Origin of the sequence: Bradyrhizobium sp. ERR14, from assembly GCF_014198235.1 — a bacterium.
Classification (GTDB): Bacteria; Pseudomonadota; Alphaproteobacteria; order Rhizobiales; family Xanthobacteraceae; genus Bradyrhizobium.
On sequence record NZ_JACIHD010000003.1, the window covers coordinates 1 to 19,414 of the forward strand.

The 19,414-nt window shown below is 65.3% G+C and carries 17 protein-coding genes; 12 read left to right on the forward strand and 5 right to left on the reverse strand.

Annotation, left to right across the window (positions count from 1 at the left end; all coding sequences use genetic code 11):
• Positions 1-284 precede the first annotated feature (284 nt).
• The 9 genes from GGD62_RS09935 to GGD62_RS09975 all read left to right on the forward strand — a co-directional run bounded on the left by GGD62_RS09935 (position 285) and on the right by GGD62_RS09975 (position 9,875).
• The gene (locus GGD62_RS09935) at positions 285-1,223 is read left to right on the forward strand and encodes a LysR family transcriptional regulator (protein ID WP_018316873.1); all 939 of its coding nucleotides are present in this window, start codon (positions 285-287) and stop codon (positions 1,221-1,223) included.
• A gap of 143 nt (positions 1,224-1,366) precedes the next feature.
• Entirely contained in the window at positions 1,367-2,245 is an 879-nt protein-coding gene (locus tag GGD62_RS09940) for a shikimate dehydrogenase (RefSeq protein WP_183708261.1), read from the forward strand.
• A gap of 57 nt (positions 2,246-2,302) precedes the next feature.
• On the forward strand, positions 2,303-3,433 hold the full coding sequence (locus tag GGD62_RS09945) for an ABC transporter substrate-binding protein (RefSeq protein ID WP_183235685.1): 1,131 nt from the start codon (positions 2,303-2,305) through the stop codon (positions 3,431-3,433).
• 160 nt (positions 3,434-3,593) lie between these two features.
• A complete protein-coding gene (locus GGD62_RS09950; protein WP_018316870.1) occupies positions 3,594-4,469 on the forward strand; it encodes a branched-chain amino acid ABC transporter permease in 876 nt (291 codons plus the stop codon).
• The gene (locus GGD62_RS09955) at positions 4,466-5,464 is read left to right on the forward strand and encodes a branched-chain amino acid ABC transporter permease (RefSeq protein ID WP_018316869.1); all 999 of its coding nucleotides are present in this window, start codon (positions 4,466-4,468) and stop codon (positions 5,462-5,464) included. The genes GGD62_RS09950 and GGD62_RS09955 overlap by 4 nt, the downstream gene beginning before the upstream one ends.
• Entirely contained in the window at positions 5,461-6,204 is a 744-nt protein-coding gene (locus tag GGD62_RS09960; RefSeq protein ID WP_183230905.1) for an ABC transporter ATP-binding protein, read from the forward strand. Before GGD62_RS09955 ends, GGD62_RS09960 begins: the two co-directional genes overlap by 4 nt.
• Before the next feature lie 10 nt (positions 6,205-6,214).
• Entirely contained in the window at positions 6,215-6,952 is a 738-nt protein-coding gene (locus GGD62_RS09965; protein ID WP_018316867.1) for an ABC transporter ATP-binding protein, read from the forward strand.
• On the forward strand, positions 6,949-8,007 hold the full coding sequence (locus GGD62_RS09970; RefSeq protein WP_183708263.1) for a Gfo/Idh/MocA family protein: 1,059 nt from the start codon (positions 6,949-6,951) through the stop codon (positions 8,005-8,007). The genes GGD62_RS09965 and GGD62_RS09970 overlap by 4 nt, the downstream gene beginning before the upstream one ends.
• Positions 8,004-9,875 carry a bifunctional sugar phosphate isomerase/epimerase/4-hydroxyphenylpyruvate dioxygenase family protein gene (locus tag GGD62_RS09975; protein ID WP_183708265.1) on the forward strand — a complete coding sequence of 624 codons (1,872 nt, stop codon included), beginning with the start codon at positions 8,004-8,006 and terminating at the stop codon, positions 9,873-9,875. Before GGD62_RS09970 ends, GGD62_RS09975 begins: the two co-directional genes overlap by 4 nt.
• A gap of 184 nt (positions 9,876-10,059) precedes the next feature.
• Here the strand turns inward: GGD62_RS09975 and GGD62_RS09980 are convergent, their stop codons facing one another.
• Positions 10,060-11,232 (reverse strand): ABC transporter substrate-binding protein, encoded by a 1,173-nt coding sequence (locus GGD62_RS09980; RefSeq protein ID WP_026201746.1) that lies wholly within the window; start codon positions 11,230-11,232, stop codon positions 10,060-10,062.
• 300 nt (positions 11,233-11,532) lie between these two features.
• Between GGD62_RS09980 and GGD62_RS09985 the strand changes: the two genes are divergently transcribed.
• Positions 11,533-12,795 (forward strand): NAD(P)/FAD-dependent oxidoreductase, encoded by a 1,263-nt coding sequence (locus GGD62_RS09985; RefSeq protein ID WP_179739913.1) that lies wholly within the window; start codon positions 11,533-11,535, stop codon positions 12,793-12,795.
• Positions 12,796-12,963: 168 nt separating this feature from the next.
• On the opposite strand, the gene GGD62_RS09990 is transcribed toward GGD62_RS09985, so the two are convergent.
• The 3 genes from GGD62_RS09990 to GGD62_RS10000 are packed head-to-tail and all read right to left on the reverse strand — an operon-like array spanning position 12,964 to position 15,788.
• A complete protein-coding gene (locus GGD62_RS09990; RefSeq protein WP_183708267.1) occupies positions 12,964-14,175 on the reverse strand; it encodes an ABC transporter substrate-binding protein in 1,212 nt (403 codons plus the stop codon).
• 56 nt (positions 14,176-14,231) lie between these two features.
• Positions 14,232-14,555, reverse strand: a complete 324-nt coding sequence (locus GGD62_RS09995; RefSeq protein WP_183708269.1) for a 2Fe-2S iron-sulfur cluster-binding protein — start codon at positions 14,553-14,555, stop codon at positions 14,232-14,234.
• A 12-nt stretch (positions 14,556-14,567) separates the two neighbouring features.
• Entirely contained in the window at positions 14,568-15,788 is a 1,221-nt protein-coding gene (locus GGD62_RS10000; RefSeq protein ID WP_183708272.1) for a cytochrome P450, read from the reverse strand.
• A gap of 83 nt (positions 15,789-15,871) precedes the next feature.
• Between GGD62_RS10000 and GGD62_RS10005 the strand changes: the two genes are divergently transcribed.
• Positions 15,872-16,378, forward strand: a complete 507-nt coding sequence (locus GGD62_RS10005; RefSeq protein ID WP_018316859.1) for a MarR family winged helix-turn-helix transcriptional regulator — start codon at positions 15,872-15,874, stop codon at positions 16,376-16,378.
• Between the two features lie 390 nt (positions 16,379-16,768).
• Here the strand turns inward: GGD62_RS10005 and GGD62_RS10010 are convergent, their stop codons facing one another.
• Complete coding sequence (locus GGD62_RS10010) at positions 16,769-18,619, reverse strand: feruloyl-CoA synthase (RefSeq protein ID WP_183708273.1); 1,851 nt, start codon at positions 18,617-18,619, stop codon at positions 16,769-16,771.
• A gap of 151 nt (positions 18,620-18,770) precedes the next feature.
• Here GGD62_RS10010 and GGD62_RS10015 point away from each other — a divergent pair, with 151 nt between their 5' ends.
• Positions 18,771-19,265: a MarR family winged helix-turn-helix transcriptional regulator gene (locus tag GGD62_RS10015; protein ID WP_179740156.1), complete on the forward strand. Its 495-nt coding sequence runs from the start codon at positions 18,771-18,773 to the stop codon at positions 19,263-19,265.
• Positions 19,266-19,414 lie beyond the last annotated feature (149 nt).

Genomic DNA, 19,414 nt, shown 5'->3' on the forward strand with positions numbered 1-19,414 from the left:
GCCAGCCAACCGATCCAGCGCCGCATTGGCGCCGGCGCCCTTCGGCATCAGCGCTTCCACAAAGCTCGGCTGTCCTGTCCGCTTCACCGCCATCGTCATTCCCCCAAGGCTTTGCCCTAGGGAATCACAACTGGCGAATTACGCAACAGGCCCCCAGGGGGAGAGGGTAAAAGCTCCCCTCCGCCATCCACATCCACCCACACTTGCCGCTGGATGACAGCGCAGCTCTCGTGAGATGATTGCCGCCATGATCATCTTTCGGATGCCAAGGACATTTCACGAGCATGATGACGCTGCGCCAGGTTGAAGTGATCCGTGCCGTGATGGTGACGGGCACCATCGGCGGTGCGGCGAAGCTGCTCAACGTCTCGGCGCCCGGGATCAGCCGCCTCGTCAAATACACCGAGCGCTCGCTCGGCATCCGCTTCTTCCAGCGCCAGAACGGGCGATACTTCCCGACGCCGGAAGCCGAGAACATCTTCGAGCAGATCAACGGCGTCTACAAGAAGGTCGACGATCTCTCAGAGATCATCTCCAAGATCGGCCGTGGCGGCCTGTCGGAGCTGCGCATCGGCTCGGTGCCCAGCATCTCGCAGGTGATGGTGCCCCGCGCGATCGAGCGCGTCCGCCGCCGCTATCCCGATCTCGGCATCGACATCAACATCCTCAAGCTCGAGGAGGCCATCGACTATCTCATGCTCGGCCGCGGCGAATGCGTGGCGATGAGCTACCGGCTGGAGCATTCCGGACTCGACTTCATGCCGCTGGCCTCGGGCGAGCTGTACTGCATCGTGCCGCCGGGGCATGAGCTTGCCGGCCGCAAGCAGGTCTCGGCCGCCGAGATCACCCGCTATCCGCTGATCGGCATCGATCCCAACGATCCCTACGGGCGGATCATGGCCGAGATCTTTGCCCGCAACCGTCTCGCCTACAACATCACCATCCGCGCGCGCTTCGGCACCACGGTCTGCGCGCTGGTGAAGGCGGGCCTCGGCATCGCCATCATCGACCAGTTCACCGTGGCCCATGGCGGCTATCCCGGGATCGAGCTTCTGAAGATCACCGAGCCGACGCGGTTCGATACTTACATCGCGGTCAAGCGCGGCGCGCCGCTGTCGCTCCATGCCGAGTCTTTCATCGAGTCGCTGCGCGCGGAGATGCGGGCGGTCGAGCCGTCCCGCGGCAACGGCAAGGCCGCCGGTGCGCGCGGACGGAAGAAATAACATCATGTTAGGTTTGTCGGATAAAAGGGTAATTGTGTTAGGCGGGGGAAAGACTATCGTCGCAGCTGGAACTCCCTTGGACTTGCGGAGATTTCCCCGCTAATGGCCGGGACCGAACGGGCCCAACGAGACGATAGCGAACCATGTCCAAGCGCGGATACGCCGCCAGCAAGAAGCTCCTCACCGGCCTGATCGGCGCGCCGATCGCGCATTCCGCGTCCCCCGCCATGCATGAGCGCGCCGCCGAAGCGCTTGGCCTGCGCGGCCACTACCAGCTCATCGAGGTCGCCGGCGCCGATGCGGCCGGGCTTCGCATGATGCTCGAGGGCGTGCGGCGGCTCGGCTTTGCCGGCGTCAACGTCACCTACCCCTACAAGGAGGCCGTGGTGCCGCTGCTCGACGAGCTGGCACCGGCTGCGGCGACCATGGCGGCGGTCAACACCGTCGTCGTGAGAGACGGCCGGCTGATCGGCCACAACACCGACACGACCGGCTTTGCCCGCGCCGTCGCGCCGCTGCTGGCGTCTTCCGGAAATGCGGTGGCCGTGATCGGCACCGGCGGCGTCGGCAAGGCGATTGCCTTTGCGCTGGCGAGCCTGAAAGTGACGAACCTCCGAATCTTCGACAGCGAGCCGGCACGCGCCGAAAAACTCGCCGCGCTGCTGGCCAGGCACGGCGGCGCGCGGGTGGTTACGAGCGTGGAAGACGCGCTTCGTGGCGCAACCGGCCTCGTCAACGGCACGCCGGTCGGCATGCTGCCGAACCGGGACATCCCGGTCCCAGCCTCGCTGCTGCGCGAAAACCTGTGGGTCGCCGACGCCGTCTACTCGCCGCTGATCACGCCGCTGCTGGCCGCGGCACAAGCCAAGGGCGCGCGGATCATGACCGGGCGGGAGCTCGCGATCTATCAGGCGGCCGACGCCTTCGAACTGTTCACGGGCCTTGCCCCATCGACCGAGATCATGGGACAGGCATTCGACGAGGTGATGGCGGCACGAAGCTCGGCCTATCACGCAGCGTAACCGAAGCGGCCGACACAAGGCCGCGGACAATCTCGACGAAAAATGGGAGGAGAAGCCATGAAATCGACCCTGCTGGCAGGCGCCCTGCTTGCCTTCGCGACTGCAACCAGCGTCCACGCCCAGGCCATCAAGCTCGCCAACGTCGCCGAGCTCTCGGGCGGCGGCGCCACCGTCGGCACCAACTGGAAGAACGGCATTGATCTCGCGATCGAGGAGATCAACGCCAAGGGCGGCGTGCTCGGCCGCAAGCTGGAAGTCAGCCATGCCGACTCGCAATCCAACCCCGGCGTCGCCCGCGCCCAGGTGCAGAAGGCGCTCGACGCCGAGCCCTATGTGCTGCTCGGACCCGGCTATTCCGGCTCGGTCAAGGTCACTGCGCCGCTCGCCGCCGAAGCGGGCATCGCGCAGATCATGGGCGGCGAAGCCGCCGAGCTGACGCAGGCCGGCAACAAATTCCTGTTCCGCACCTCGTTCGGCCAGCAATCCTCGATGCCGAAGGTCGCGAAATACATCCACGACGAGATGAAGGCGAAGACGGTCGCGGTGGTCTGGGTCAACAACGACTTCGGCCGCGGCGGACGCGACGTCGTCGTCAAGGAGCTCGACCGGCTCGGCTCCAAGGTGGTCGCCGACCTCTCGACCGAAGCGGGCCAGGCCGATTTCGCCGCCGACGTCGGCAAGATCAAGGCCGCCAATCCGGATGCCGTGTTCGTCTACCTGAACGAGGAAGAGAGCGCGCGCATCCTCAAGGAGCTGAAGCGCCAGGGCGTCACCGCGCCACTGATGGGCGAGACCACGCTGATCGGCCAGAAGGTGATCGAGCTCGCCGGCGATGCGGCCAACGGCGCGCGCGGCCATGTCGGCCTCACCACCGATGCCCCGGTCGACCTGATCAAGGTATTCCGCGAGAAGTTCTCCAAGAAGTACAATTACGTGCCTGACCATAACGGCCTGAAGGGCTATCTCGCCGTCTACATGGTGAAAGCCACCACCGAGAAGATGGGCAAGGTCGACCCGAAGAAGTTTGCCGAGACGCTGCACGGCCTCACCATCAAGGCCGCGGACGAGCCGGGCATTCTGATGGACGTCACCTTCAGCGACACCGGCGACATCGATCGCCAGAGCTTCCTGGTCGAGGTGGTCGAAGGCAAGCAGGTGGTGAAGCAGGTGCTACCGAAGGTGAAGTGAGGTCTCCTTCACCTCTCCCCGCCTGCGGGGAGAGGTCGGATCGCATCAATATGCGATCCGGGTGAGGGGGAGCCTCCGCGAGTCCAACCATCAGCGACCTCGCGGAGATTCCCCCTCTCCCCGCAAGCGGGGCGAGGGAGACGGGACACGAGAGGGGAACATGTCCAACCTATTCGATCTTCTGGTCGCGGGACTGGCCACCGGCGCGATCTATGCGCTGGTCGCGGTCGGCTTCACGCTGCTGTGGCAGACTTCGCAGACCATCAATTTCGCGCAAGGCGAGTTCGTGATGCTGCCGGCGTTCCTGATGCTGGCGGCGATGCATGCCGGCGCGCCGTTCTGGCTCGCGATCATCCTCGGCATCCTGCTGTCGATGATCCTGCTCGGGCTCGCTTTCAAGATGCTGCTGGTCGATCCGATGATGCGCCATGGCGTGCTGCCGCTGGCGATCGCGACCATGGCGCTCGCGATCGGCCTCAAGGAAGCCGTCAAGCAGTTCTTCAGCGCCGAGGCCTCGCCCTTTCCCTCGATCGTGCCGACCGGTGACATCTCCATCCTCGGCCACGCGGTGTCGCTGCAAAGCATCGGCGTCCTCGCCGTCGCCATCGTTGCCGTGTTCGGCTTGACCGCCCTTCTCAACCGCACCTCGCTCGGCCACCAGATGCAGGCGGCGGCGCAGAACCCGACGGTCGCGCGCATCATCGGCGTGCCGGTCGAGCGGATGATCCTTCTGACGTTCCTGATCAACGCCTTCCTGGTCGCGCTGGCGTCGCTTTTGATCACACCGATTTACCTCGCAAAATTCTCCTCCGGCGAGGTGCTGGGACAGGCGGCTTTCATCGCGGCGATCGTCGGCGGCTTCAACCAGGTCCGCGGCGCGATCGCCGGCGGCCTTTTGATCGGCGTGCTCGACAATCTCGCGGCCGCCTATGTCTCGACGCAGTACCGCGCCGCCGTGCCGATGATCTTCCTGATCGTCGTCATCCTGTTCCGGCCGCAAGGACTGCTGGGCCGCGCAGAGGAGCGCACGGTATGAGCAGCTTTGCCAAGCCCCTGAAGATCGCGCTCGGCCTCATTGTCATCGCCGGCCTGATCATCGTTCCCATGAACTTCAACCGCTACGGCTTGTTCATCCTGAGCCAATGGGCGGTGATGACCATCGCCGCGATGGGGCTGAACCTCACGCTCGGCTATGCCGGCCAGGTCTCGCTGGCGCAGGGCGCGTTCGTCGGCATCGGCGCCTATGCGGCGGCGATCATGACCACCCATGGCTGGCCGCTGCCGGCGGCGATCCTGGTTGCGATCGTGCTCAGCTTCGCAGTCGGCTGGGTGCTCGGCTATCCCGCGCTGCGCGTGCAGCATCACTACCTCGCCTTCGTCACCCTGGCCTTCTCCACCCTCGCCTTCCTCGTGTTCCGCAACGAGAGCTGGCTCACCGGCGGCATCTACGGCATCTCCAACATCCCGCGTCCGCATATCTTCGGTTTCGCGACCAACAAGCCGCTGCCGTTCTACTATGTCTGCCTCGGCTCGCTCGCGATCGTGTCGCTGGCGGTGTGGTGGCTGATCCGCTCGCCCTGGGGCCGCGCCTTCATGGCGCTGCGCGAGAATCCGCTGCGCGCGCAATCGCTCGGCATCGACACAAGGCGCTACACGCTGATGGCGTTCGCGATCGGCTCGGCGCTCGGCGGCGTCGCCGGCGCGCTCTATGCGCCGCTGACGCAATATATCGACCCCGTGCCCTTCAACCTGTCGCTCTCGCTCGATCTCCTGATGATGGTGATCGTCGGCGGCGCTGGCTTCTATTTCGGTCCCTTCCTCGGCGCGATGATCGCGGTGCTGCTGCCGGAATGGCTGCGCTTCACCGAAGGCTATTATCTGATGCTCTACGCGGTGGCGGTGATGCTGCTGCTGATCTGGTCGCCGACCGGCATTCTGGGAATCCTCGACCGCTATCTCGCCGAACGCCGGACCAAGGCGGCCTCCGCGCTGCGCGCCGTCGCAAAATCCCGCCTGGAGACGGTGCAATGAGTGCGGTGCTCGAAGTCACCGATATCAAGAAGAACTTTGGCGGTATCAGCGCCGTCGACGGTGTCTCCTTCGACGTCCGCGAGGGCGAGATCCTCGGCCTGATCGGTCCGAACGGCTGCGGCAAGTCCACGCTGTTCAACTGCATCCTCGGTCAGCTCACGCCGTCGGGCGGTGAGGTCAGGCTCGACGGCAAGCTCGTCACGGGCCTCCGCCCGTCCGAGCTCAACAAGCTCGGCGTTAGCCGCACCTTCCAGCTGCTGCAGGTGTTTCCAAAGCTCTCGGTGCGCGAGAACCTGATCCTCGCGGGCCAGGAGCACCAGGGCAACATGGCCTCGCGCCTGGTCGGCCGCTCCGATGCCGGGTTGACCGAGACTGCCAACCAGATGATCGGCTTCTTCAAGCTCGATCATCTCGCCGACGAGCCGGCCGGCGGATTGTCCTACGGCCAGCAAAAACTGCTAGACGCCGCCATGGCCTTCATGGGCGGCCCGCGCCTGGTGCTGCTCGACGAGCCCGCCGGCGGCGTCAACCCGTCGATGCTGGCGGACCTGAAGGACCGCCTGGTCGCGATCAACCGCGAGAAGAACGCCACCTTCGTCGTGATCGAGCACAACATGGAGTTCGTGATGTCGCTGTGCTCGCGCGTGATGGTGATGGCGGAAGGCAAGGTGCTGGCGATGGGACGGCCCGACGAGGTCCGCAAGAACCCCGCCGTGATCGAAGCCTATCTCGGACATTGAGGAGCCGATCATGAGCGAGCCAATCCTCTCGGTTCACAATCTCGTCGGCGGCTACGGCAAGATGACGATCCTGAACGGCACGAATTTCGCCGTGCCGCAGGCGACCATCACCACGATCATCGGCCCGAACGGCGCCGGCAAATCCACCGTGTTCAAGGCGATCTTCGGCCTGTTGAAGCTGCGCGAGGGCAAGATCAGCTTTGCCGGCCGCGACGTCACCAATTTGAGCCAGCGCGCGCTGCTCAATGCCGGCATTTGCTACGTGCCGCAGGGCCGCAACATCTTCCCCGAGCTGTCGGTGCGCCACAATATCGAGCTCGGCGGCGTCGCCGCCGACAAAGGCCTCGACCTGCCCAGGCGGATCGAGGCGGCCCTCGATCTGTTCCCCGCCTTGCGCCGCAAATCGACGCAGCAGGCGTCCACGCTATCAGGCGGCGAGCAGAAGCAGCTCGAGATTGCCCGCTCGCTGCTGCTCGAGCCAAAACTGGTGCTGATCGACGAACCCTCGATCGGCCTGTCGCCGCTGATGGTGCAGCAGACCTTCGACATCCTCAAGAGCCTGCGCGACCGTGGTGTCACCATCCTGATGATTGAGCAGAACGCGCGCTCGGCGCTGGAGATCTCCGACATCGGCATCGTGCTCGAGCTCGGTCAGACCCGCATGGTCGACGACGCCAAGCGCATCCTGAACGATCCGCGCATCGGCCAGCTCTTCCTCGGCGGTGCCATGGAGGAGAGCGCGGCATGAGCGGGCGTATGCGCATCGCCGTCGCCGGCGCCGGCCTGATCGGCCGCCGCCACATTGAACTGATCCAGTCCTCCGGGGATTGCGTGCTGGCCGGCATTGCCGACCCCTCGCCTGCGGCCAGGGAATTCGCGCAAGCACGCAACGCGCCCTGGTACGCCGATCACCGCGCATTGCTGGAGCAGGAAAAGCCCGATGGCCTGATCATCGCCTCGCCCAACGCGCTCCATCTTCAGATGGCGCTCGACTGCGTGGAGGCGGGCGTGCCCGCGCTGATCGAGAAGCCGGTGACCGACAGCGTCGCGGCGGCACGTCGTCTCTGCGAGGCAGCCAAGCGCAGCGGCGTGCCGATGCTGGTCGGCCACCATCGCCGCCACAATCCCATCATCAAGGCCGCCCGCGAGGCCGTCGTGGCCGGCAAGCTCGGCCAGCTCACCGCCGTGGCCGGGCTGTGGCTGCTGAAGAAGCCCGACGATTACTTCGAGATCGCCTGGCGGCGCGAGCACGGCGGCGGGCCGCTGCTGATCAATCTGATTCACGACATCGACAATCTCCGCTTCATCTGCGGCGAGATCGCCGATGTGCAGGCGCTGACGTCGAACATGGTGCGCGGCTTTGCCGTCGAGGACACGGCCGCGCTGCTGCTGCGCTTCGCCAATGGCGCGCTCGGAACCATGACGGTCTCCGACGCGACGCCCGCACCGTGGAGCTGGGAGCTGACCTCGGGCGAGAACGCCGCGTATCCGAAGCAGGATCAGCCCTGCTACATCCTCGCCGGCACGGGCGGCTCGCTGTCGGTGCCGAACATGGAGCTGTGGTCCTATCCACAAAATCCCGGCTGGCACGCACTGCTGGTTCGCGAGCCCGTCGCACTCTCCGCTTACGATCCACTCGTTGAACAGCTCCGGCATTTCCTGGCGGTGATCGCAGGCCGCGAACAGCCTCTGATTCCGGTCCAGGATGCGACAGCGACACTCGCCGTCGTCGACGCCGTCAGCGAAGCGGCACGCACGGGCCAAAAAATCTCACCGGGGCGGATCATGGAGCAGGCAACATGAACAAGCGCTCGATCGCAACCGTCTCCCTCTCAGGCGCCCTCGACGAGAAGCTCCGCGCCATCGCATCCGCCGGCTTCGACGGGGTCGAGATCTTCGAGAACGATCTGCTGTCGTTCGGCGCCGGCCCGCGCGACATCGCAAAGCTCTGCCGCGATCTCAACCTGAAGATCTGCGCGTTCCAGCCGTTCCGCGATTTCGAAGGCATGCCCGAGCCGCAGCGCGCGCGCAACTTTGCCCGCGCGGAACGCAAGTTCGATCTGATGCAAGAGCTCGGCACCGATCTGCTGCTGATCTGCTCCAACGTCTCGCCCACCTCGCTCGGCGGCATCGACCGCGCCGCGGACGATTTTCGTGAGCTCGGCGAGCGCGCCACCAAGCGCGGCTTGCGCGTCGGCTACGAGGCCTTGGCCTGGGGACGCCATGTCAACGACTATCGCGACGCCTGGGAGATCGTGCGCCGCGCCGATCATCCCGCGATTGGCGTCATCCTCGACAGCTTTCATGCCCTGGCACCGGGCTTTCCGACCCGTGCGATGGCCTCGATCCCCGGCGACAAGATTTTTCTGGTCCAGCTTGCCGACGCGCCGAAGCTCGATCTCGATATCCTGTCGTGGAGCCGGCACTTCCGCTCCTTCCCCGGCCAGGGCGATCTGCCGGTCGGCGAGTTCATGGCGGCGATCGCGGCAACCGGCTATGCCGGGCCGCTGTCACTGGAGATATTCAACGACCAGTTCCGCGCCGGCTCGGCCGCGCAGACCGCGCTCGACGGCCTGCGCTCGCTGATCCTGCTGGAAGACCAGCTTGCGCCGGATTGGCCGAGATTCGCCGCCGAGCCGCTGGCGCCGAAGGCGAAGAGCCGCGGCACCGGGTTCGTCGAATTTGCTGTCAACGAGACCAAGGCGGGCGAGCTCGGCCGCCTGTTTTCGCAACTCGGCTTCCGCAAGACCGGCGCGCATCGCAGCAAGGCGGTGGAGCGCTGGTCGCAGGGCAAGGTCGAGCTCGTCATCAACAGCGAGACCGACGGGTTCGCGCATTCGCACTATGTGACGCACGGGCCCGGCGTCTGCGCGATTGCGCTCGATGTCGACAATGCCGGCCTTGCCATGCAGCGCGCCGAGATGCTGAAGGCGCGCACCTTCTACCAGCCGGTCGGACCGGGCGAACTCGAAATCCCGGCGATCCATGGCGTTGGCGGCAGCCTGCTGTATTTCCTGGACCAGGCCGGCAAGAACTGGGACACGGATTTCGAGCCTGTTGCGAGCGACGAAGGCGCGGACGCGCTGCTCGCGGTCGATCACATCGCGCAGTCGATGCCCTATGACGAGATGCTGTCCTGGCTGTTGTTCTACACCGGCATCCTCGACCTCAAGCGCCTGCCGCAGATGGAGATCGCCGATCCCCGAGGCCTCGTGCAGAGCCAGGCCATCATCAACGCCGACCAGAGCCTGTGCTTCGTGCTCAACGGCTCCTCCGCCAACCGGACGTTGCCGGCACGTTTCATCTCGGAGTTCTTCGGCTCGGGCGTGCAGCACGTCGCGTTCTCGTGCCGGGACATCTTTGCGACGGTCGCGGAGATGCGCAGGCGCGGCGCCGATTTCCTGGATATCCCCGCCAATTACTACGACGACATCGAGGCCAAATACGACCTCGCACCCGACCTGATGGCGCAGCTGCGCGCCAACCACATCCTCTACGACCGCGAGGGCGACGGCGAGTTCTTCCAGGTCTACACCCACATTTTCGACGAGCGGTTTTTCTTCGAGATCGTCGAGCGCAGGGATTATCAGGGGTTTGGCGCGGCGAATGCCGGCATCAGGCTAGCAGCCCAGGCCCGCGAAGTGCGGCCCGTCAGCATGCCAAGAGTGTAGGCACTTCTTCCCCTCTCCCCTTGTGCGAGAGGGTGGCTCGCCGCAAAGCGGCGAGACGGGTGAGGGGTCTCTATCCGTGCGATCACTCTCGCAGGGAATCTGCGGAGAGATACCCCTCATCCGGCGCTTCGCGCCACCTTCTCCCACAAGGGGAGAAGGGGCAACGTCGCGCGTGGCTAACACCTCACTTCATCTTGCACTTGTCGTGGAAACGATCCTGGTCATTCTCCACGATGGTCGCGACAGTCTTCAGCGAGAGCTGGCCTTCGGCGTCCTTCACGACGTCCTGGAGATAGAAGCTCTGCACCGGGATGTGGTTCTTGCCGTATTTGAACGCGCCGCGCAGCGACTTGAAGTTGGCCTTCTCCATCTCGGCCTTCATTGCGTCCTTTTTGCTGGTGTCGCCCTTCACCGCGACCACCGCGCTGTTGATGAGCTGGGCGGCGTCATAGGATTGCGCGCCGTAATAGGTCGGGCGCAGGCCGGGATATTTCTTGCGGTAGTCGGCGACGAAGCGCTTGTTCTGCTCGTTCGGGAGGTCGTTGACCCATTCCTGCGCGCCGGGAACGCCGAGCGCGTTCTCCTTCTGCAGCGGCAGCGAGAGCTCGTCGACGGTGAAGGCGGTGTAGAGCGGCATCGTGCTCTTCAGGCCGGCCTGCGCATATTGATTGAGGAACTGCACGCCGGCGGCGCCCGGATAGAACACGAAGATCGACTCCGCGCCCGAGGCGCGCGCCTTGGAGAGCTCGGCGGAGAAATCCAGCTGGCTCGGCCACACCGTGTATTCCTCGCCCTTGATCTCGCCCTTGAACGTGTTCTTCAGGCCCGCGAGCATGTCCTTGCCGGCCGCGTAGTTCGGCCCGATCAGGAACACGCTCTTGACGCCTTTCTGGTTCATGTAGAGGCCCATCGCCTGCGGCGTCTGGTCGTTCTGCCAGGAGGTCGAGAACACGTAAGGCGAACAGAGTTCGCCGGCGAGCTGCGACGGGCCGGCGTTGGCCGAGATCAGGAAGGTCTGCGAGTCGACCGCGGTCTTCAGCGAGGCCAAAAGCACGTTCGACCAGATGTAGCCGACGATGAAATCGACCTTGTCCGACTGCACCAGCTTCTCGGTCTTCTGCTTGCCGACATCGGGCTTCTGCCCGTCATCCTCGTAGATGACCTCGACCGGCTTGCCGTCCATCTTGCGGCCCATGTGGTCCAGCGCGAGCTCGAAGGAGTTGCGCATGTCGTTGCCGATCACGGCGGTCGGGCCGCTGAAGGTCGAAACGAAACCGATCTTGATGGTGTCACCGGCGAAAGCCGGGCTCGCCAGCACCAGCGCCGCTGCGCCCGCCAGCCAGAATGCCGTCCTCATAACCACTCCCCTCCTTATTATCGGTCCCGGAAAACGGGGTGATCGCCGCCCCGAGCCTGTCTCTATTGAACGCAAAATCTGTCGCGCCGCCAATGGCTCAGCGGCCGCTGCTGCACCATATTTCGCCCCAATCGGCGATGGCAAGAAATATAATTCTACTCACTTCGACCAACCCTGCGGCGCTTTTTCGCGCCCGATCGATACATCCGGCCTATGCGGCGATTGATGACAGCTATTGGACCGCAGTGTCCGATCCGCACTTAAATGGGAGTGTGGAGCAGCGAGATTCGAGGGCACATCATGACCACGACACCGCATCGCGTCGTCATCGTCGGCGCCGGCTTCGGCGGGCTGGAGACGACCTACCGGCTTGCGGGTGCGCCGGTCGAGATCACGCTGATCGACCGCCGCAATCATCATCTGTTCCAGCCGCTGCTGTACCAGGTCGCGACCGCCTCGCTCGCGACCAGCGAGATCGCCTGGCCGATCCGCCACCTGATGCGAGACAGGCCCGAGGTGACGACGCTGTTCGCGACGGTCAGCGGCGTCGATGCGGCAAGGCGCTGCGTGCTGATCGACGACGGCAGCGAGGTGCCTTACGACACGCTGGTGCTCGCCACCGGCGCGCGGCACGCCTATTTCGGCCACGACGAATGGGAGCAGTTCGCACCTGGCTTGAAGACGCTGGAGGACGGCACCACGCTGCGCCGCCACATCCTGGTGGCGTTCGAGCGGGCCGAGCGCGAGACCGATCCAGCCAAGCGCGCGGCGCGGCTGACCTTCGTCATCGTCGGCGCCGGCCCGACCGGCGTCGAGCTCGCCGGCACCATTGCCGAGATGGCGCGCCACACGCTGCCCGGCGATTTCCGCAACATCGACACGACCAAGGCGCGCGTGGTGCTGATCGAGGCGGGGCCGCGCGTGCTCGCAGGCTTTGCCGACGACCTCTCAGCTTACGCGCAGGCCTCGCTGGAGAAGATCGGCGTCGAGGTCGTGCTGGGGCAGGCCGTCACCGAGATCAATCGTGAGGGCGTGGTGTTCGGCGGCAAGCTGCTCGAGGCCAAGACCCGAATCTGGGCGGCCGGCGTGCGCGCCTCGCCCGCCGCAGAATGGCTGGACGCGCCGGCCGATCGCGCCGGGCGCGTACAGGTCGAAGACGACCTGACGATACCAGGCCATCCCGAGATCTTTGCGATCGGCGATACCGTCAGCATCAACGCCTGGGACGGCAAGCCGGTGCCCGGCATCGCGCCGGCGGCGAAGCAGCAGGGTCGTCACGTCGCCGAGACCATCAAGGCGCGGCTGCGAGGCGAGGCAAAGGGCGCGTTCCGCTACAAGCATGCCGGCAGCCTCGCCCAGATCGGCAAGCGCCTCGCAGTGATCGACTTCGGCCGCTTCAAGCTGCGCGGCGCGATCGCATGGTGGATCTGGGGCATCGCCCACATCTACTTCCTGATCGGCCTGCGCCACCGCCTCAGTGTTGCGCTGAGCTGGCTCTGGATCTACGCGCGGGACCAGCGCGCGGCGAGATTGATCACGCAGGGATCAAGCAAGGTGGTGTAGCCATCTTCCTTCTCCCTTTGCGGGAGAAGGTGGCGCGAAGCGCCGGATGAGGGGTATGTGTCCACTCGCACGGCCGCTCGTGAAGAGAGAGACCCCTCACCCGGCTTCGCTTTGCGAAGCCACCCTCTCCCACAAGGGGAGAGGGTGCAGCGGTGCCCTTCGCTAAATTCACTTCACCAGCTCACATCCACCCTCCGCCAGCGGCCGAAACGCCTGCTCCGCGGGAATCGTCGAGACCAGCTTGTAATAATCGTACGGGTATTTCGACTCCTCCGGCTTCTTCACCTCGAACAAGTACATCGGGTGCACGACGCGGCCGTCCTGGCGGATGGTGGTGTCGCCGAACAGTTTGTCCTTGCCCCTGAACTTCTTCATCTCGGGCACGGCGTCCTTGGCATTGTCGCTGCCGGTCGCGGCAACCGCGTTGAGATAAGCGAGCGTCGCGGCATAGACGCCGGCCTGGTTGCCGCTCGGCATCTTGCCGTTCATGCCCGGCCGCGCGGCGAAACGTTTGGCAAAGGCGCGGGTGTCATCGTTCATGTCCCAGTAGAAGGCTTCCATGAGCTGCAGGCCCTGGGCGACCTTGATGCCCATGCCGTGGACGTCGTTGATGAAGAGCAGGAAGGCGACAAGCTTCTGGCCGCTCTGCTGGATGCCGAACTCGGCGGCCTGCTTCACCGCGTTGATGGTGTCACCACCGGCATTGGCGAGGCCGATCACCTGAGCCTTCGAGCTCTGCGCCTGCAACAGGAAGGAGGCGAAGTCGGAGGTGCCGAGCGGGTGCTTGGAAGAGCCGGTCACCTTCCCGCCATGCGCCTCGATATATTTCTGCGCCTCCGCCTCGATGCCCTTGCCGAGCGCGTAGTCGACGGTCAGGAAATACCAGTCCTTGCCGCCGCGCGACATCATCGCGGCCGCCGTGGTGTTGCCGGTCGCCCAGGTGTCGTTGACCCATTGGATGGTGTTGGGCGAGCAGGCCTTGCCGGTGAGATCCGAGCTTGCGGTCGACGACGCCAGAAAGGTCATGCGGCTGTCGCGCAGCAGCGTGTTGATGGAAAGACCAACCGCCGAGTTCGGTACGTCGACGATGGCATCGACGCCCTCGACATCGAGCCATTTGCGCGCAATGGCGTTGCCGACATCGGCCTTGTTCTGGTGGTCGGCATAGACGATCTCGACCTTGATGTTCTTGCCACCGCCGTTGAAATCCTCCGCCGCCATGCGCGCGGCTTCCACCGAGCCCATGCCGTTGGTGTCCTGGAAGATGCCGGAGATGTCGTTGAGCACGCCGACGCGCACGACATTGTCCGATATCTCGGCGCTCGCCGCGCCGGTCACCAGGCTCGCGGCCAGCACAAGCGTCCATTTCAGATGTTTCATTCTTCCCTCCCCTGTTTGATGGTTTGCCGCGCCGGTCGTTGCCGGCGCGTCGAGACTCAGACCTGCCGCTCCGGCAGCTTCACCACGAGCCCGTCGAGCTCCGGCGTGATCTTGATCTGGCAGGACAGCCGGCTGTTGGGCAGCCGCTCGCTCGCTGTGCCGTCGAGCAGCGCGTCCTCGTCGTCAGCCACCGCGGGAAGCCGCACGAGCCAGCTCTCGTCGACATAGACGTGGCAGGTCGCGCACATGGCGTTGCCGCCGCACTCGGCCAGAATGCCGTCGAGACCGTGTCGGGTCGCCGCCTGCATGGCGCTCTCGCCGTCCGCGGTCTCGACGCGCTCGGACTTGCCGTCGGGATGGATGAAAGTGATGGCGGGCATCAAAGCTCCTGGTCAGGCCGGGGTGATGGTGACCGGCAGGCTGTCGAGCCCGCGCAGCGTGTTGTTGAAGCGGCGCTTCGGCTCGCCCGTGATCTCGATCTTTGCGATGCGCCGGGCCAGCGCCGTCAGCATCACCTCACCTTCGAGGCGGGCGACGAGCTGGCCGACGCACATATGGATGCCCGAGCCGAAGCCGACATGACCGGAAGTGCGGCGGGTGATGTCGTAACTATCAGGCTCGTCCCAGCGTCTGGGATCGCGATTGGCGGCGGCGAGAAACATCAGCACTTTCTCGCCCTCGCCGATCGTCGCGCCTGAGAGCTCGACCTCCCGCGTGGTGGTGCGGAAGAAGATCTGCACCGGGCTTTCGAACCGCACAGCCTCCTCGAAGGCGTTGCGCGCCAGCGTCAGATCAGCGCGCAGGCGCTGCCACTGGTCGGGGAAGCGCGCGAGGCAATAGACGGCAGCACCGATGCCGTTGACGGTGGTGTCGAGACCGGCCGACAGCAGCGAACGCACCAGCAGCGGAGCCTCGGTCGCGGTGATCTCGCCGTCGTCGACGCGGGCGTGGATACAAGCACCGAAGCCGCCGGGCGCGAGGTTGTCGCGCTGGCATTGCTCGGCGACATAGGCTTGGTGCGGCGCCGAGCGCGCGATCGCCTCCTGGCGCAACTGGTTGGGCGGGCCGAACGCGTTGAACACGACGCTCGCGTAGGGAATCAGATGCTCGCGCCCCTCCGCCTTCAGGCCTAGCGCATCCGGAAAGATCGAGAGCGGATAGGCCTCGGCAAGATCGGTGATCGCATCGAAGCTGCGCTTGTCCAGCAGTGCGTTCACGCGCTCCTCCGCCGCGGCGGCAAAGCGATCGCGCACCTGCTTCATCACGGTCGGCGACAGCACCTTCGACAGCACGGCGCGGGTGCGGGTGTGCGCAGGCGGATCGGCCTCGAGGATCAGGCTCGGCGGCCGCCACGGCGTCTCCTTCTTGAAGTCGGACAGGCCGACGCCGCGGCTGGAGCAGAAGGTCGCGGGATCGTTCAGTACGGCATGGACCTCGGCATAGCGCGCCACGCCATAGACGTTCCACTTGTCGAGATAGACCACCGGACCGGCCTCCCGCAGCCGGTGATGCGTCGGATACGGGTCGGCGAAAAAGTTCATGTCGAAGGGATCGACGTCGAGATGCGGAACGGCCGCAGAGCCTGTCGATGCAGGGCTGCCGGATGCGGTCATGGGAGACCTCTCTCATTTTGATCTTGTGAAAGCGCAGCGCATGCCTTTAGGTCGGTGGCCTCACCGCGAGACAGAACGCCGACATGCCTGCGCCTTCGACCAGACCCCGCCACAAGCCTGCGCCCGCAGAGGCCGGACCGACGCTCGATCTCGAGCGCTACGTCCCGGCCTTCGTCACCTTCATCGCCAACAAGCTCTCGAACAGCGCGACCGCATTCTATCAGCGCGAGTTCGGCGTCAACGTCACGGAATGGCGGGTCATGTCGCTGCTGGCGATCGAGCCCGGCATTCCGGCCTCGCGCATCTGTCACGTCATCGGCTTCGACAAGGGGCCCGTGAGCCGGACGCTGGCGGGCCTCGAGAAGCGCGGGCTGATCTCGATCCGCACCGACCCGAACGACGGCCGCACCCATTCGATTTCCCTGACGGCGAGGGGCCGCGCCACCCATGACAAGGTGATCGCCGCCGCGCTCGAACGCGAGCGGCGACTGTTGTCCTGCCTCAACAAGGACGAGCGCGAGGTGCTGATCGGCCTGCTCCGCCGGCTGCACGAGAATCTCGGCGCGGTCACCGGCGGCACCGAGACCTGACGGGGCGCGCTTCCGGCACCGTCCTCCGTCACGTCCAGGCATGCGCCAGCCTTTGCCGACGGCACCGTTCGGGCCGAGCATCGTTTCCTCCAGGATCAGACGCGGCAGTTTTCCCGCCGTCATCGCTCTCTGGAACGGTTCGCATAAATTAGTTGCTTAGGCAACAAAAGAATCAGCAATATATTGCGGCAGGGTCACTGGCCTATGGGTGAGAGGTCTCGCTTGCTTCCTTCTCCCCTTGCTTGTGGGAGAAGGTGGCGCGAAGCGCCGGATGAGGGGTTGTCTCCGCGACTACACGTGGCAGTGTGAGACCCGGAGAGAACCCCTCACCCGTCTCGCCGCTGCGCGGCGAGCCACCCTCTCCCACAAGGGAGAGGGAAACGCGGCCAGCTACAGCCCGATCCACTCCGCCGACGCATCATCATTCAACCGCGCCACCGCATCGGCGCGGCGCGTCAGCACGGCGCGCTGGTTGATGTAGCCCTTGTCGGTGATCTCGCCGCCATCGACCGATGGCGTCTCGGCGAGAAGCAGCGCGCGCGTGGCGTGGCCGGAGGAGTTGGGGCCCTGCTGCCTGAGTTTCGCCAGGCCGTGTGCGATCGCGCTCCTGACCTTGTCATGCGCGAGCACCTCGTGCAGATCCGCCGTCTCGCCCAAGCCGGCATGGGCACGGCAGGCCGCGATGTTCGGGAACACCAGAAAGCGCACCTCGTCGCCGCCATGACCTGCGACGACGATGTCCTGCGCCAGCGGTGCCAGCGCGGCGATGCCGGCGACACGCAGTGTGCCGACGCTGACCCAGGTGCCGGAATTGAGCTTGAAATCCTCGGCGACGCGGCCGTCGAAGAACAGGCCGCGCTCCGGCCGCGCGCTGTCGGCAAGCTTCACGGCATCGCCGATCAGATAAAAGCCCTCTTCATCAAAAGCCTGCCTGGTCAGCTCCGGCGCCTTCCAATAGCCCGGCGTGACGTTGGGACCACGCACCCGCACCTCCAGCTTGTCGCCGGAAGGGACGAGCTTCAGCTCGGTGCCGGGAATGGGGACACCGATATTGCCGGAGCGCTCCGCGAGGAAATGGCAGTCGGCCGCCAGCGGCGACGTCTCGGTCGAGCCCCAGGCCGAAACCATCGGCATCGCGCGGCCCACGGTCCTGATCGAGAGGTCTTCGAGCGCATCCCAGAGATTCTGCGGCAGTGCCGCGCCGGCATAGAAGGCGAACTTCACCTCGCTGAAGAAGCGGCGGCGCAATTCCTCGTCGCCGCGCAGTGCCGCGATCAGCATGTCGAAGCCGCGCGGCACGTTGAAATAGACCGTCGGCATCACGCTTTTCAGATTGGCGAGCGACGTCGCAAACAGCCCCGGCGCCGGCTTGCCGCCGTCGATATAGAGCGAGCCGCCATTGCGCAGCACGAGATTGAAATTGTGGTTGGCGCCGAAAGTGTGGCTCCAGGGCAGCCAGTCGAGGATGACGAGGTCGCCGCGGCTTTGTTCGAGGAAGGTCCAGGTCTGCGCCTTGGCCTGCTGGCTCGAGGTCAGCATGCGCTGGGTGTTGATGACGGCCTTGGGCGCACCTGTTGACCCCGAGGTGAACAGGAGTTTTGCGATCGTATCCGGCGTCACCGCGGCGAACGCCGTTGCGACGTCGGGCGTTTCGGGCGTCGCGGCGATGGTGTGGAACGCGAGCGCACCGACATCGTCAGCGTTCCCGCTGATGATCTGCGCCTTGTGCAGCGGCTTGATCGCCGCCAGCGCTGCCGCAAATGGTTTCGTGGCGGAGACATAGATCGCGCCCGGCTCGAGCAGCGCGATCATGCTCTTGAGCTTGTCAAAGTCTTTCGACATCAGCGAATAGGCCGGCGAGATCGCGGCCGAGGGCACGCCGGCATGCTGGGCGGCGAGCGCGAGCAGCGCGTGGTCGATGCTGTTGTCGGAGAGGATCGCGAGCGGGCGTTCGGCGCTGAGGCCCTGCGCCAGAATCCAGGACGCCGCCGCACGCACCTGGCGCAGCGCCTGCCCATAGGTGACGGTGATCCAAGGCGCATCGACGTGGCCGCGCTCGGCAAGGAAGATCGTGTCAGGCGTTTGCCGCGCCCATTGCTCCAGCCAGTCGCCGACACAGCGCGCGCCATCGCGCAACGGTTCGGGCGAGCGCAGCACGATGCTGCCGTCGGCGCGATGCTCGGCGACGGTTCTGGGTGTTGCGAACAGGCTTGCAGCGTCGCCGTGTGGCGCGACTGTCATGTGTTTCCTCCCCCGCCCAGCCCCCGGATCGGCCGCAGCCTCGTTCCGGGCTGCCTTGGCCATAATGTTGGGCATGACAATTGTTGTCGTCAACAACAATCTTTCGCCCGGGCAGCAGAGACGCTACAACAGGTGCGGCAGGAGACGCGATTTGACAGCCACCGCAGCCCAGACCTCCGCACGCAAGCGCGCCGGCAACGGCGCGGCACCGCGCGATATCGCCGACGATGTCGGCCTCGACGCGCTGGTCGGGCACGCCGGCTATGCGGTGCGGCGCTTCCAGATCTGGATCTTTCAGGACTTCATCAGGACGCTCGGCGATGTCGACATCCGGCCGACGCAATATTCGGTGCTGACGGTGATCGGCGCCAATCCGGGCCTGTCGCAGATGGCGGTGGCAAAGCGCCTCGGCATCGAGCGCGCCCGGCTGGTGCATCTGCTCGACAGCCTCGAGCAGCGCAAGCTGGTGAAGCGGGTCAAATCGAAGGCGGATCGTCGCTCCCACGCGCTGCATCTGACGACCCAGGGCGAGACGGCGCTGGCGAAATTCAAGCGGCTGGCGGCCGAGCACGAGCGGCATGTCGAAGAGAAGATCGGCAAGGAAAACCGGGCGCAGCTGCTGCGGATCCTCGCTGGCTTCACCTGATCTCGACTGCCCATGATTTGAGCAGATGCCCGTCACAGGGCGCTGACATCGCTGCCCGCCCGCCTGTCGAAATGTGCCCCAAGCCACTGATCAGACGGATAATATCCGCAGCAGCCGGCCTGCCCGGATAATGTACACAATGGCACATC